General features: G+C 46.7%; 15 protein-coding genes. 4 read left to right on the forward strand and 11 right to left on the reverse strand.

The features are described 5' to 3' along the window. Window positions 1-15: 15 nt before the first annotated feature. Window positions 16-1,269: a M48 family metallopeptidase gene (locus AOC20_RS07165; RefSeq protein WP_215359746.1), complete on the forward strand. Its 1,254-nt coding sequence runs from the start codon at window positions 16-18 to the stop codon at window positions 1,267-1,269. A gap of 2 nt (window positions 1,270-1,271) precedes the next feature. Beyond that, a complete protein-coding gene (gene rsgA / locus AOC20_RS07170) occupies window positions 1,272-2,285 on the forward strand; it encodes a ribosome small subunit-dependent GTPase A (RefSeq protein ID WP_215362256.1) in 1,014 nt (337 codons plus the stop codon). On the opposite strand, the gene AOC20_RS07175 is transcribed toward rsgA, so the two are convergent. The 6 genes from AOC20_RS07175 to rpsP all read right to left on the reverse strand — a co-directional run bounded on the left by AOC20_RS07175 (window position 2,230) and on the right by rpsP (window position 6,209). Then, window positions 2,230-3,189, reverse strand: coding sequence for a CobD/CbiB family protein (locus AOC20_RS07175; protein WP_215359748.1), 960 nt, complete (start codon window positions 3,187-3,189; stop codon window positions 2,230-2,232). The two genes, rsgA and AOC20_RS07175, sit on opposite strands and share 56 nt — an antisense overlap. After that, window positions 3,186-3,923: a CoA pyrophosphatase gene (locus AOC20_RS07180; RefSeq protein WP_215359750.1), complete on the reverse strand. Its 738-nt coding sequence runs from the start codon at window positions 3,921-3,923 to the stop codon at window positions 3,186-3,188. The genes AOC20_RS07175 and AOC20_RS07180 overlap by 4 nt, the downstream gene beginning before the upstream one ends. A 62-nt stretch (window positions 3,924-3,985) precedes the next feature. After that, entirely contained in the window at window positions 3,986-4,381 is a 396-nt protein-coding gene (gene rplS, locus AOC20_RS07185; protein WP_215359752.1) for a 50S ribosomal protein L19, read from the reverse strand. A gap of 135 nt (window positions 4,382-4,516) precedes the next feature. Further along, window positions 4,517-5,263, reverse strand: a complete 747-nt coding sequence (gene trmD / locus AOC20_RS07190; protein ID WP_215359754.1) for a tRNA (guanosine(37)-N1)-methyltransferase TrmD — start codon at window positions 5,261-5,263, stop codon at window positions 4,517-4,519. Window positions 5,264-5,304: 41 nt separating this feature from the next. Then, complete coding sequence (gene rimM, locus AOC20_RS07195) at window positions 5,305-5,871, reverse strand: ribosome maturation factor RimM (protein WP_215359756.1); 567 nt, start codon at window positions 5,869-5,871, stop codon at window positions 5,305-5,307. A gap of 92 nt (window positions 5,872-5,963) precedes the next feature. Then, entirely contained in the window at window positions 5,964-6,209 is a 246-nt protein-coding gene (gene rpsP, locus AOC20_RS07200) for a 30S ribosomal protein S16 (RefSeq protein ID WP_011902362.1), read from the reverse strand. 224 nt (window positions 6,210-6,433) lie between these two features. Between rpsP and AOC20_RS07205 the strand changes: the two genes are divergently transcribed. Then, a complete protein-coding gene (locus AOC20_RS07205) occupies window positions 6,434-6,964 on the forward strand; it encodes an META domain-containing protein (RefSeq protein WP_251373074.1) in 531 nt (176 codons plus the stop codon). Window positions 6,965-6,967: 3 nt separating this feature from the next. After that, entirely contained in the window at window positions 6,968-7,414 is a 447-nt protein-coding gene (locus tag AOC20_RS07210) for a hypothetical protein (protein WP_215359758.1), read from the forward strand. 69 nt (window positions 7,415-7,483) lie between these two features. Here AOC20_RS07210 and AOC20_RS07215 read toward each other — a convergent pair whose 3' ends face one another. Genes AOC20_RS07215 through AOC20_RS07235 form a run of 5 tightly spaced genes read right to left on the reverse strand, consistent with a single transcriptional unit; the run spans window position 7,484 to window position 13,681 of the window. Beyond that, window positions 7,484-9,271, reverse strand: coding sequence for an acyl-CoA dehydrogenase (locus AOC20_RS07215; protein ID WP_215359760.1), 1,788 nt, complete (start codon window positions 9,269-9,271; stop codon window positions 7,484-7,486). A 53-nt stretch (window positions 9,272-9,324) separates the two neighbouring features. Beyond that, window positions 9,325-10,260, reverse strand: a complete 936-nt coding sequence (locus tag AOC20_RS07220) for an electron transfer flavoprotein subunit alpha/FixB family protein (protein WP_215359762.1) — start codon at window positions 10,258-10,260, stop codon at window positions 9,325-9,327. Then, window positions 10,261-11,010: an electron transfer flavoprotein subunit beta/FixA family protein gene (locus AOC20_RS07225; protein WP_215359764.1), complete on the reverse strand. Its 750-nt coding sequence runs from the start codon at window positions 11,008-11,010 to the stop codon at window positions 10,261-10,263. Between the two features lie 55 nt (window positions 11,011-11,065). Further along, a complete protein-coding gene (locus AOC20_RS07230; protein WP_215359766.1) occupies window positions 11,066-12,718 on the reverse strand; it encodes an acyl-CoA synthetase in 1,653 nt (550 codons plus the stop codon). A 42-nt stretch (window positions 12,719-12,760) separates the two neighbouring features. Then, window positions 12,761-13,681, reverse strand: a complete 921-nt coding sequence (locus AOC20_RS07235; RefSeq protein WP_215359768.1) for a histone deacetylase family protein — start codon at window positions 13,679-13,681, stop codon at window positions 12,761-12,763. Window positions 13,682-13,697 lie beyond the last annotated feature (16 nt).

The following is a 13,697-nucleotide window of genomic DNA, read 5'->3' on the forward strand; positions in this document are numbered from 1 at the left end:
ATCTATAATGATCTCATGACATTCACAATTATTTTCCTAATCGCCTTTATCGCTAGTTTTGGCTTACGCCACTGGCTGTCCCAACGTCAAATTCGCTATGTAGCGGCTCATCGAGATACCGTCCCTGCAGATTTCGCTGAAAAAGTGACTTTAGCCGAACATCAAAAAGCGGCTGACTACACCATCGCTAAATTACGCCTAGGTATTTTAGAGAATGGGGTCAGCGCCATTATTTTAATTGGCTTTACCTTGCTGGGTGGATTGCAGATTTTGAACATGGCACTCCTCCAACTGTTGGGTATAGGCATTGCTCAGCAAATGGCCTTGCTCATTTCGATTGTGCTTATTTCCGGAGTACTGGATATTCCTTTCTCTTGGTACAAGCAGTTTCATCTTGAAGAGCGCTTTGGCTTTAATCGTATGGGAAAGAAACTATTTTTCTCCGATATGTTCAAAGGAATATCTGTAGGCGGTGCTATTGGTGTACCGCTCCTCTGGGTGATTTTGACCTTAATGGCTAAAGCGGGAGATTTCTGGTGGTTATGGGCATGGGCAGTATTAACTGTCTTTAGTTTGCTGATGCAGTGGATATTCCCTACATTTATCGCGCCCCTCTTTAATAAGTTTCAAGCCCTGGAAGATGGTCCTTTAAAAACTCAGATTGAAGCACTACTTGCACGCTGTGATTTTGCAAGCCAGGGTTTGTTTGTTATGGATGGCAGCAAACGCAGCGCACATGGCAATGCCTTTTTTGCTGGCATGGGCAAAGCAAAGCGCATTGTATTTTTTGACACCTTGATTGAGAAACTTAATCCCGGCGAAGTAGAGGCTGTATTGGCACATGAGCTTGGTCATTACAAATGCAACCATATCCGCAAGCGTTTGCTGGTTTCGTTTGCTTTGAGCTTTGGGATGTTTGCTCTTTTAGGCTGGGTCAGCACTCAGGTCTGGTTCTACACTGACCTAGGTGTGATGCCTAACCTCAACGGCTATAACGGTGGCTTGGCTTTAGCACTCTTCATGCTGGTATCACCGGTCTTTAGCTTTTTCTTCACACCACTCTCTAGTTTGGCATCTCGTAAACATGAGTATGAAGCCGATGGCTTTGCTGCTCAAAAGTCCTCTGCAAAAGATTTGATTACCGCGCTAGTGAAGTTATATCAAGATAATGCATCGACACTAACACCTGATCCGATCTATACCGCTTTTTATAGCTCACATCCCCCTGCTCCTTTACGCATTGCCAACCTACAACGGTTTAGCTCTTAATGATGGAACGGTTTCATGCGCTACTCATTGCCTCCTATGGAAGGCACTATTTAGCGCAACGTTTGCTTGCTGATGCCAGTGGGCAAGAGTCACCTGATGGCCCACTCATTCAGGTGAGCACTCCAGCTAAGCAACATATCGGTGCTGTAGGCGATCGCATGCTATTGGAGATGACCTCAGCTGATCAAGCGCGAATCATCCAAATTGAGCCTCGAGAAAATCTGCTCTATCGCTCAGATGCATTCAAGAGCAAGTTAATAGCATCAAATGTTGATCAGATCTTAGTGGTGCTCGCAACACAACCAGCTTTCTCACCGGACCTTTTAGGCAGAGCGGTCGTAGCAGCTGAAGCAAATCAAATCGGCCTACATATTTTGCTCAACAAGTGCGACCTCAAAGATAACTTAGAGCAGGCTCGAAAAATCATTGCGCCCTACGCACGCATGGGCTATCCCGTGAGTGAAGTATCTGCCAAATTTGATCCAAGCTCGATTGATGCATTGCGAACAGCTCTGCAGGGTAAAGTCTCTGTTTTTGTAGGTCAGTCAGGCATGGGCAAGTCTAGCCTTTTAAATGCCTGGATACCAAATGCTGCTGCACTCACCCAAGAATATTCAGTTCGTCTCGATACTGGCAAGCACACTACCACTGCCTGTCGTTACTTTGAATTACCGGAAGCCTGGGGTAGAGACGAAACAGGTAAGCTTGGCGCCCTCATTGATTCACCGGGCTTCCAAGAATTTGGTTTGGCGCACATGTCTGTGAGTGAATTACAGCATGCCTTTAGAGAATTCAAAGATCTTTTAGGGAAATGTCGCTTTCATAATTGCGCACATTTATCTGAGCCTGATTGCGCAGTGCGAGAAGCGGTAGATAGAAACGAAATAGCGCCAGAAAGACTGGCGCTATTTAGACAGCTGCACTCGGATTCAAAAACAGCCGATGTTCAAATTCAAGGAATTAGCCAAGCCAAAGAGCGATGGTCAGCATTAGCAACAAAGCCATCCAAGCGATAACTAAGCGCCAGACTAAGCCCACTGCAGAGCGCATCGTACGCTCAGTAGGCTCAAGACCTACCTCATAAACTACTGGTTCACCTGCTTCAGCCATGCGCAATGCTTCATCACTATCAGGCTCGCTCATTGGCTCGCCCAAGCGAACACCCAATGCGCCACTACCTGCCGCCAAAATCACTGCAGACAAAGAGTCTGACCATTTTTGCGTAAGGTAACGCCAGCCGTACACAGCGCCTTCAAAATTACCAACAATGGCAAAGCCCATGGCAGTAATACGTGCAGGAACCCAATCCAAAACATAGAAGAAATGACGAGCAGCCTCACTTAAATTGAAGTCGCCACGCTCAGACCAACGTTGAGATGCAATATCAGCCAAGCGATATAACACGACACCCGCAGGGCCCATTGGCATCATGAACCAGAACAATACTCCAAAGACATGGTGATGTGAACCAATGATGGCGCGCTCTAGTGCCAGGGAAATCACTTCTGTCTCAGTCAGATTAGAAACATCAAACTCTGGACCGTACCACTCACCTAAGGCTGCACGAGCAGCAGGTAGATCATGCGCTTCAATTGCTTCGTGAACAGCAGTAAAAGAATGGCTGAACTGACGAAAGCCAAAGAACAAATAAGCAATAACGATGTTCCAAATGAAACCTAAGATTGGGTAAGTCACCATACAAGTGACATACACAATGAACACTAAAAAGGTTGGTAGCACGAAAGCTACTAAGCATGCCATACGAGCGCCTACCGGACTTGCACCTTCCTCTGTCTTGCCACCGAACTCAGCGGCAATCCAATCTAACCAGCGAGCACATATGCGCGCAATCCAATGGCTTGAAGTTACCGGACGATATTGCTCGGCAATGAGGGCGAAGAGAATAGAAAAGAAAGTCATACTTTTAATAGATGATAAAGGTTACGTAACATTCCCGCAGTAGCACCCCAAATAAAGCGGTTCTCATAAGGTATGGAATAAAAACGACGTCCACCCTGCTCACTTTGCCACACTCTAACTTGATGATTAGCAGGATCTAGCAAAAAACTCAGGGGCACTTCAAATACATCTGCTACCTCAAACGCATCTAAGACATATTCTGCCTGAGCTTGTACCAATCCTACTACTGGAGTCACGCTATAGCCAGAAACAGTTAAATATTGGGGTAAGTGGCCAATAATCTCGACTCGACCAGACTCAAGACCAATTTCCTCTTTGCTCTCACGCAAAGCGGTGTCAACGGGACTTTGATCCTCGGTATCCATGCGACCACCCGGAAAGCTAATCTGTCCCGCATGATCATGCAAATGATTTGTTCTTTGCGTGAGCAAAACTGACAAACCATCCTCTTTTAGGATTAGCGGAATAAGCACTGCTGCTTTAGTCACCTTTCCAGCAGCCTGTCGCTTTGCAATTATGTCTGACGCAATCACATGACGATTTTCATCGGTGATTTCTGGCTGCCATGGTGGAGGTGACTGAAAACGTGCCCGTAACCCTGATGGCAAGAGCAACTCTGATGCCACCTTCTTCTCATGAGAACGGACCTCATGAATTGGTACAGCCTGTGCATCAAATCCTGGGGGCGCTGCAACATTCATCGCATAGTCTGCCGGATTTGGTGTCTTGGTCATGTTGATATTCTAAGGCAACAAAAAAGGCGACCGAGGCCGCCTTTTTGATATCGAGCCGATATTTATTCTGCGGCTGGAGCTGCCACTGCTGCCTTACGCGCAGGAAGCTTCTCTTTAATACGTGCAGACTTACCTGAACGATCGCGCAAGTAGTACAACTTCGCACGACGTACATCACCGCGACGCTTCACTTCAATGCTAGCGATCAATGGTGAGTAAGTTTGGAATGTACGCTCTACACCTTCGCCAGAAGAAATCTTACGAACGATAAAGCTGGAATTGAGTCCGCGATTACGCTTTGCAATCACAACACCTTCAAACGCCTGTGTACGCTTACGCGCACCTTCAACAACGTTTACGCCAACAACAACTGTGTCGCCAGGAGCAAAGCTCGGCAAAACCTTGTTAGCACTTAAGCGAGCAATTTCTTCTTGCTCAATTTTTTCAATTAAATTCATTTTTAATCCTTAAACATCATATTAGCGTTTAATCCCGAGATATAAATCAACGGACCTAATAGAGGATGCAGTTAAAACAATTTCACTAAACCAAAAACTAAACACCCAATCACTACTGCACCCTACTAAAAGTATTTACAGCGAGCGAAGAAATTGTTCATCTTCTCGGGTTAGCAACCCTTTGGTTCTGGCCGATTCAATTAAGTCCGGCCTTAACCTGAACGTCAGCTCTAAAGACTTCTGCCGACGCCAATCCGCTATTTTAGCGTGATGTCCGCCTAAAAGCACGTCTGGAACAGATAAATTTTCATATATTTCAGGGCGGGTGTAGTGTGGATAGTCCAAAAGACCATTCATAAAGCTATCCTGAGTGGCAGATTCGCCATCCCCGAGCGCCCCTGGAATGAGCCTAATCACCGCATCCATCATTGCCATAGCGGGAATTTCACCCCCAGAAAGCACAAAATCACCGATAGAAAGCTGTAAATCGACGTTTCGGTCGACAAAACGCTGATCTACCGCCTCATACCGACCGCAAATAAAGCTTAAATTACCGTAATTGAGGATATCTGTCGCTATCTTCTGAGAAAAGCGCTCACCCTGGGGGGCTAATAAACAAATCGGACCACTTTTGATGCCTGCCGCCTGATGGGATGCCCTAATTCCGGCAACCGTATCTTCTAGGGGTTTAGCCATCATGACCATACCAGGACCGCCGCCATAAGCGCGATCATCTACCGTTTTGCGAGAATCCAAGCAAAAATCCCGAGGGTTCCAAAGGTGGACACTGGCGAGTGATTGTTCGCATGCGCGACCTGTAATGCCCCACTGCGTTAATGCAGAGAACATTTCTGGGAACAGTGTCACAACATCAAAGCGCATATCAGTAATTAATCTTGGAATTTATCTTTGCGTGCTTGCTCTTATTGCCAGTCAGACTGCCAATCAAGCGTAATCGTTTTATTTGGTAAATCGACGTTTTGTACGACTTCTTTTACAAACGGCACTAAGTATTTGATTGCTTTTGTTGCGACATCACCGATGGAGATAACACCATGGGCACCATTCTCGTTAACATCAATGACCTCACCAAGTGCATCACCTTGCAAATTAATTGCACTGCATCCAATGAGATCTACCCAGTAATAGGAATCACTTTCCACTTTTGGAAAAGCATCACGCGCCACTAAGATGCGAGAACCTTTTAATGCCAAAGCTTGATCACGATCCGTCACACCTTCTAATGCCATCACCACATTACCGCTGTGCATCTTGGCGCTTTTGACTTTGTATTGTGTCAGTGAGGCTTGTTCTGCAGACGCAGCAACGCCAGCATCCCTGCGAGGAATGAGAGATAACCAAACGGATTTAGAAGAGAGTAGTGCAACAGGCTCTGATGAGTGAGGCCTAACCTTCACTTGGCCCTGCAAACCTTGCGCCTCAGAAATAGCGCCAAGCTCAATCAAACTATTTAGGGAGGGTGTACTCATTTGTAAGACACCTTATTTTCCCAAAATAGAACTACTAAAAATTCTGTCACTAAAAGCCTCATCAGATCGATGAAGCTTTTAGCAATTGAATATTAAACAGCTGGATTGTTTTTGATCAAACGCACTACTGTTGGGGAGATTTGCGCACCAACACCAGTCCAGTAAGTCAAACGATCTTGAGCAATACGCATTGCTTGCTCAGTAGCGGCTGCCTGTGGATTGAAATAACCAATACGCTCGATAAAGTTCGAGTCACGACGGTTGCGCTTATCAGTAGCAACGATGCTGTAAAAAGGGCGCTTCTTAGAACCGCCGCGTGCCAGTCGAATGACGACCATACTTATTCCTTAAAATCTAAAATGAAAACAGGTTGATTACAACCCAATGAAATTTCTACTAAAAATCTTGGGCTCCAGATCACCGAACAAAGATACGGTGAAGCGGAAAACCTCATATTCTAGACGAAAACCCCTACTTCTTCCACCTATTTAAGCAGCTAAGACAGTAGAATAGAGCACGCACTTTAATAATAATTACTTTAAAAACAATAACTTAGATAAATATGCCCTTTAAATCAAGCCTTTCCGGCCTCATCAGAAAGCATTTAAATACGCTTTTTCTGATGCTTTCTTGCCTAGGTCTTGCGCTTTTAAATGGATGTGCAAATGTCATTCCTCCTTGTGGAGCCAAAATTAGCCCCCCAAGCAGTGAACTCAAAAATACCAAATGGGAGCTCACCCGCTGGAACTTGCCCCCCAATAGCAATGGAGAAGTCCGTGCTCGTCAAATTCCCCAAGGCGATGCTAGCAACCCCATTCAAATCATTTTTGATGCCAACGGGCAGCGTCTTAGCGGCTCGACAGGATGTAATCGCTTTACCGCAACGCTTGATGAAGATGCCCGTGGTTTCTCCCTCAAACAAATTGCTAGCACCAAGATGGCTTGTAGCCCGCAGCGCATGGAATTAGAAAGTGATTTCCTTTACCAATTAAACGACTATCGCAGCATTGTCCGTAATGGCGATCAATTACTGATGATCGGTACAGATCGTGAAGTCTTAAGCTTTACCCAAAAACCTATTGCTAATAAATAAGCTATGAAAAAATCTAAATTTCTATTTTGCGCACTTGGACTCATCCTCCCCGGCAGCGGTCTCAACTGTTTTTATCTGCAAGGACTTAAATCTTTTTGGGCATGGGTTCAGTTGTTTGCCCTTATAGGCGGGGTAGCAGGTTGGGTCATACTCAAAGGCGCCCACTTTCATTCTGCGCCAGGATGGGTGCTCGTTACATTTGGATTTATCGCTATCGAAGCAAGCTGGTTAACCACAATTGCTTTCGGCCTGCGTCTTGATGAAAAATGGGATGCGCAATTTAACCCCGGCATTGAAGAACATCGTCGCAGCCGCTCTGGCTGGCCAGTGGTACTGACAGTAATTTTTTCTCTCGTCTTGGGTGCCGGAGTGATGATGACTTTTTTAGCAATCTCATTTGAGCAATTCTTTATCTCGCAGATTCATGAAGCAAAAAAGCTATCCCAATAATTGCGGATAGCTTTGCATTTGCAAGAGCCGCTCTTCGGAGCGGTTTTTTATTTTCTTGAATAAAACTCTTTAGAACTGCTCGACCTCTAAAGCATTTGTGGAGTGGCCGCTTTCGACAATCGACGTTGCCAAGGCCTGCACTTGAGGCATGAGGTTTTCTGCAAAGAAGCGTGCTGTAGCAATCTTAGCGTCATAGAATTTTGGATCACCGTCACGCAAACGCTCTGCAGCTAAAAGTGCTCTAGCCATTTGCCAACCACCTAATACTAAGCCAGATAAACGCAAGTAGGCGAAGCTACCTGCATAAACAGCCTTGATGTCTGTCTTCGCATTTGCCACGATGTAAGCAACAGCTTGTTCAAATGCAACCCGCGCCAAAGTCAGCTGCTTAAGCACTGCCTGAGCATCGGCACTGCCGCTTGCAGCCAAATCTTTTTCAGTAGCGGCAATTCTTTGTGAGAGCTCTTTTGCAATCGCTCCACCATCACGTACTGTTTTTCTACCAATCAGATCGTTTGCCTGAATTGCCGTAGTGCCCTCGTAAATCGTCAAGATGCGCGCATCACGGTAATGCTGTGCCGCGCCAGTCTCTTCGATAAAGCCCATGCCGCCATGCACTTGAACGCCCAAGCTGGCTACTTCAATCGACATTTCTGTGGAGAAGCCTTTGACGATAGGGACTAAAAATTCATAAATAGCTTGATTAGCTTTGCGAACGACCTCATCAGGCGCAGCATGCTGCGCATCATATGCAGACGCTGCATAGTAAGCCAACGCACGTGATGCCTCTGTGTAGGCGCGCATCGTCATGAGCATGCGCTTCACATCAGGCTGATGAATAATCGCCACCGGACCAGGAGACCCAGCTAAGTCGCGGCTCTGAACACGATCTTTGGCGTACTGAACAGCTTTTTGATATGCGCGCTCTGCTACCGCAATACCTTGCATACCGACTGCAAAGCGAGCAGCGTTCATCATCACAAACATATATTCAAGACCGCGATTCTCTTCGCCCACCAGATAACCGACCGCTCCACCATGATCGCCAAATTGCAAAACCGCAGTTGGGCTCGCCTTAATTCCGAGTTTATGTTCAATCGAAACACAGTGAACATCATTACGCTCACCTAATGAACCATCTTGGTTCACCAAAAATTTAGGTACTACAAATAATGAAATGCCCTTCACACCCTCTGGCGCATCCGGTGTTCTTGCTAACACTAAATGGATAATATTCTTAGCCATGTCGTGCTCACCATAGGTGATATAAATCTTAGTGCCGAAAATTTTGTAAGTTCCATCACCCTCTGGCACGGCACGTGAACGAACCATCGATAAGTCTGAACCAGCTTGCGGCTCAGTCAAGCACATCGAGCCAGTCCACTCACCTGAAATCATCTGCGGGACAAAACGCTCTTGAAGCTCTGGATCTGCAGCAGTGAGGAGTGCCTCGATTGCACCGTCAGTCAACATGGGACATAAAGCAAATGACAGGCTAGCTGAGTGCACCATCTCAAAGCAAGCAGTCGCAATCAGCTTTGGCAAACCTTGCCCACCAAATTCTGCAGGATGTACAACGCCCTGCCAACCCGCTGCTCCAAATTGCTCAAACGCTTCTTTAAAGCCTGGAGTCGTGGTGACTATTCCGTCTTTTAGGGAACTGGGCTTCTGATCGCCAGTCCAATTGAGCGGTGCAACCACATCTTGGTTAAATTTTGCTGACTCTTCCAAAATGGCAGGAGCCAAATCAACATCAGCACCGGCATCCGCATAAGAAGGATAGGAAACAACCTCCGATAGTCCAGCGAGCTCATTCATGACAAACAGCATATCTTTCACTGGGGCTACGTATGGCATTACAACTCCTATTTATTCAGCTTAACTACTCAGTCAGTTACTCAGTCAGTCAACTAACCAAGTGCTTTTGTTAACTCCGGTACAGCAGTATTCAGATCGGCAACCAACCCATAATCAGCAACGCCAAAAATCGGCGCTTCTGGATCTTTATTAATCGCAACGATGACCTTGGAATCTTTCATACCAGCCAAGTGCTGAATAGCGCCTGAGATACCAACCGCAATATACAGTTGTGGGGCGACAATTTTGCCAGTCTGACCAACTTGATAATCGTTTGGTACATAGCCAGCATCCACTGCTGCACGTGATGCCCCTAAAGCAGCACCCAATTTATCGGCCAATGGCGCGATGAGCTCTTGATACTTTTCACCAGAGCCTAAACCACGACCACCAGAAACAATAATCTTGGCAGCAGTCAGTTCTGGACGATCTGACTTGGTTAACTCGCGACCAACAAAAGAGGATTGAGCTTTGCTGTCAGCGACTGCCGCTTTCTCAATAGCAGCAGAACCACCGGAAGCCGCTACTGGATCAAAGCCTGTCGTGCGCACAGTAATTACTTTTATAGGATCAGTGCTTTGCACTGTTGCAATTGCATTACCTGCATAAATTGGACGCTCAAACGTATCAGCACTCAGGACTTTAGTGATATCGGATAACTGAGCAACATCGAGTTTGGCAGCAACGCGTGGGAGCACATTTTTACCGTTAGCGGTAGCAGGTGCAAGGATATGGCTGTAGCCATTAGCGATCGATAAAATTTGGGCAGCCAAGGGCTCGGCCAATTGATCCGCCAAAGCAGGTGCATCAATTTGAATAACCTTGCGCACACCAGCAATTTGCGCAGCAGCTGATGCGGCAGCATCAGCGCTGCTACCAGCAACCAAAATATCTACCTCAGGGGAGCACTGCAAAGCAGCTGCTACAGCATTGAGTGTTGTCGCTTTTAAAGATTGATTGTCGTGTTCAGCAATAACAAGAGCAGCCATTTAGATCACCTTCGCTTCATTTTTGAGTTTTTCTACAAGGGCTGCTACATCAGCAACCATCACGCCCGCAGAGCGCTTAGGCGGCTCTTCAACTTTGAGAGTTTTGAGACGTGGGGCAATATCGACACCCAATTCTCCTGGCTTGACGATATCAATCGTTTTCTTCTTGGCCTTCATGATGTTGGGCAAAGTCACATAGCGTGGCTCATTCAAACGCAAGTCAGTAGTAATCACCGCTGGCAAAGATAGTGCAATCGTTTCTAGACCGCCATCCACCTCGCGAGTAACAGTAGCTTTGCCATCTGCTACTACAACTTTAGATGCAAAGGTAGCTTGCGGAATATCTAAAAGACTTGCCAACATTTGGCCTGTTTGATTGCTATCGTCATCAATTGCTTGCTTACCGAGAATGATGATTTGTGCTTGCTCTTTATCAGAAATGGCTTTCAGAATCTTTGCAACCGCCAAAGGTTGTAAGTCTGCATCAGTTTCCACCAAGATTGCACGGTCAGCACCAATAGCCAAAGCAGTACGCAGCGTTTCTTGGCACTGGGTCGCACCTGCAGTTACTACCACTACTTCAGTAGCTACGCCCGCTTCTTTAAGGCGCACCGCCTCTTCTACTGCAATTTCATCAAAGGGGTTCATGCTCATTTTGACGTTAGCCAAATCAACGCCCGAGTTATCTGATTTCACCCGAATTTTGACGTTGTAATCAACAACGCGCTTTACAGCTACTAAGATTTTCATTTGGAATTCTCAATAATGGTTAACGATCTATTTTATCCGCCCTAAGGGATTAGCCTTAGACATCAATAGCAGCAGCCGATCCAGCCTGCTTGCGCAACTCAAACTTCTGAATCTTGCCCGTCGAGGTCTTGGGTAGCTCGCAGAACACAATCGCCCTGGGAACCTTAAATCCAGCTAAATGTTGCTTACAGTGGGCAATAATTTCTTCGGCCGTAACCTTTGAGCCTGGCTTAATTTCTAGGAATGCGCAGGGTGTTTCGCCCCACTTAGGATCAGGTTTAGCAACAACCGCAGCAGCATTGATTGCCGGGTGGCGGTACAGCACATCCTCCACTTCTACAGAGGAGATGTTTTCTCCTCCAGAAATAATAATGTCCTTACTGCGATCCTTCATCTTCACATAACCATCCGGGTTCATCACAGCCAAGTCCCCTGAATGGAACCAACCACCCTCAAATGCCTCTTGAGTCGCTTGTTCGTTCTTCAGATATCCCTTCATGGCGATATTGCCCTTGAACATAATTTCGCCCATAGTTTCTCCATCAGCCGGAACAGGCTGCATGGTTTCTGGGTCAAGAACAGCAATCGCTTGTTGCATGTGATAGCGCACACCTTGACGCGCATTTAAACGCGCACGCTCGCCAATATCTAAATCATCCCACTCGTCCTGCTTGACACATACAGCTGCTGGACCATACACCTCAGTCAGCCCGTATACATGGGTTAGGTCAAAGCCTAACTTTTCCATGCCCTCAATAATGGATGCGGGTGGTGCAGCGCCAGCAATCAAGCCTTTGACGCCGGTTGGAACACCCGCCTTCAACTCATCAGGCGCATTGACCAATAAGTTATGCACGATAGGCGCCGCACAATAGTGAGTTACACCATGCTCCTTAATAGCGGCAAAAATATGTTGTGCATCAACACGACGCAAGCACACATTCACTCCAGCACGAGCAGCGATCGTCCATGGGAAGCACCAGCCATTGCAATGGAACATGGGGAGCGTCCACAAATACACAGGGTGCTTATTAATATCCCAATCCAGCACATTCGATACGGCATTGATTGCAGCACCACGGTGGTGATACACCACGCCTTTAGGATTGCCGGTAGTGCCAGAGGTGTAGTTCAAGCAAATCGCTTGCCACTCATCCGCTGGCACTTGCCATGCAAAATGAGGATCACCTTCAGAAAGGAGTTGCTCGTAAGTGAGTTTGCCCAACTTTTCACCGGGCACGTCAAACTCGTTTTCTTCCACATCGATTACTAAGAGATCGCGGCCTGAATCTTTCTTAGCGATCTCAAGAGCTTTTTTCATGACTAGCGAAAACTCAGGATCAACAATGACTACTTTAGCTTCACCATGATTGAGCATGAAAGCAATTGACTCTGCGTCCAAGCGGGTATTAAGGGCGTTTAAGACTGCCCCTGCCATCGGAATGCCAAAGTGCGCCTCTACCATAGGAGGAGTATTTGGCAGCATCACTGCCACTGTATCTCCCAAGCCAATACCGTGCTTTTGCAATGCACTCGCTAGGCGTCGGCAACGCTCATACGTTTGACTCCAAGTCTGGCGCAACTTTCCATGGATGATGGCAGTCTTGTTGGGATAAATTTCTGCTGAGCGCTCTAAAAATAATAGCGGGGTAATGGGGGTGTAATTGGCTGGATTACGATCCAAGCCTTGCTCATAAATATTGACCATCTTCAGCTTTCGATTTCGATTTACTAAACTACATTTACCGCATTAAATATCTGCTAGCGCCTTGACATGAGCCACAACACTTCGACCCAATGCCGAGAGGTTATAGCCACCTTCCAAGCAACTGACTATTCGACCCTGTGCGTATTCATTTGCAATCTCTTTGAGGCGCTTCGTAATCCAAGCATAGTCATCCTCTACCAGACCCATCTGACCCAAATCATCCTCTCGATGGGCATCAAAGCCAGCTGAAATGATAATGAGTTCAGGTTCAAAATTACGCAAGGCAGGCAGCCACCTTTCTTCAACGATCGAGCGCACTACGTCACCACGCGTGGCCGCAGGTAAAGGTACATTTACCATATTGCTAGCATGATCCAAGCCGCTGTAAGGGTAAAAAGGATGTTGGAAGAAGCTACACATCAACACATTAGGATCGTTGAAAAAAGCAGCCTCCGTTCCATTGCCGTGATGCACATCAAAGTCAATGATGGCGACGCGTTCAATGCCATACGTTTCCATGGCATATCGCGCGGCAATTGCTACGTTGTCAAACAAACAAAATCCCATAGAGCGCGTTGGCTCAGCATGATGTCCTGGCGGCCTTACTGCGCAAAAAACATTCTCAACCTCACCCTTCATCACAGCATCGACGCCAGCAATCGCTGCGCCTGCAGCTCTGAGTGCAACTCTGTAGGTATGAGGGTTCATGATAGTGTCGCCATCGAGCATGAAATACCCACTCTCAGGAGCGCGATCCCGCACAAAAGAAACGTGATCTGGACTATGCACCAACTCCAACTGATCCTCAGTTGCCAATGGCGCATCCAAATGGTGTAATAAGCGATCCACTCCGCTACGGATCAATTGATCGTTAATCGCCTGAATTCGTTCTGGACACTCTGGGTGATGGCTTCCCATCTCATGTTTCAGAAAGTCTGGATGAGTTATGTATCCTGTTGTCATTACTCAAAATCCTTAA

The sequence above is a fragment of the Polynucleobacter ibericus genome (genome assembly GCF_018687955.1).
Classification (GTDB): domain Bacteria; phylum Pseudomonadota; class Gammaproteobacteria; order Burkholderiales; family Burkholderiaceae; genus Polynucleobacter; species Polynucleobacter ibericus.

What these genes read in the sequence shown, in the direction of transcription:
- rplS (WP_215359752.1), bottom strand. Translation starts at nt 4,381, where the DNA reads ATGAATTTAATTGAAAAAATTGAGCAAGAAGAAATTGCTCGCTTAAGT.
- rimM (WP_215359756.1), bottom strand. Translation starts at nt 5,871, where the DNA reads ATGAGTACACCCTCCCTAAATAGTTTGATTGAGCTTGGCGCTATTTCT.
- AOC20_RS07230 (WP_215359766.1), bottom strand. Translation starts at nt 12,718, where the DNA reads ATGGTCAATATTTATGAGCAAGGCTTGGATCGTAATCCAGCCAATTAC.
- rsgA (WP_215362256.1), top strand. Translation starts at nt 1,272, where the DNA reads ATGGAACGGTTTCATGCGCTACTCATTGCCTCCTATGGAAGGCACTAT.
- AOC20_RS07165 (WP_215359746.1), top strand. Translation starts at nt 16, where the DNA reads ATGACATTCACAATTATTTTCCTAATCGCCTTTATCGCTAGTTTTGGC.
- rpsP (WP_011902362.1), bottom strand. Translation starts at nt 6,209, where the DNA reads ATGGTCGTCATTCGACTGGCACGCGGCGGTTCTAAGAAGCGCCCTTTT.
- AOC20_RS07220 (WP_215359762.1), bottom strand. Translation starts at nt 10,260, where the DNA reads ATGGCTGCTCTTGTTATTGCTGAACACGACAATCAATCTTTAAAAGCG.
- AOC20_RS07180 (WP_215359750.1), bottom strand. Translation starts at nt 3,923, where the DNA reads ATGACCAAGACACCAAATCCGGCAGACTATGCGATGAATGTTGCAGCG.
- AOC20_RS07175 (WP_215359748.1), bottom strand. Translation starts at nt 3,189, where the DNA reads ATGACTTTCTTTTCTATTCTCTTCGCCCTCATTGCCGAGCAATATCGT.
- trmD (WP_215359754.1), bottom strand. Translation starts at nt 5,263, where the DNA reads ATGCGCTTTGATGTTGTGACACTGTTCCCAGAAATGTTCTCTGCATTA.
- AOC20_RS07210 (WP_215359758.1), top strand. Translation starts at nt 6,968, where the DNA reads ATGAAAAAATCTAAATTTCTATTTTGCGCACTTGGACTCATCCTCCCC.
- AOC20_RS07225 (WP_215359764.1), bottom strand. Translation starts at nt 11,010, where the DNA reads ATGAAAATCTTAGTAGCTGTAAAGCGCGTTGTTGATTACAACGTCAAA.
- AOC20_RS07215 (WP_215359760.1), bottom strand. Translation starts at nt 9,271, where the DNA reads ATGCCATACGTAGCCCCAGTGAAAGATATGCTGTTTGTCATGAATGAG.
- AOC20_RS07235 (WP_215359768.1), bottom strand. Translation starts at nt 13,681, where the DNA reads ATGACAACAGGATACATAACTCATCCAGACTTTCTGAAACATGAGATG.
- AOC20_RS07205 (WP_251373074.1), top strand. Translation starts at nt 6,434, where the DNA reads ATGCCCTTTAAATCAAGCCTTTCCGGCCTCATCAGAAAGCATTTAAAT.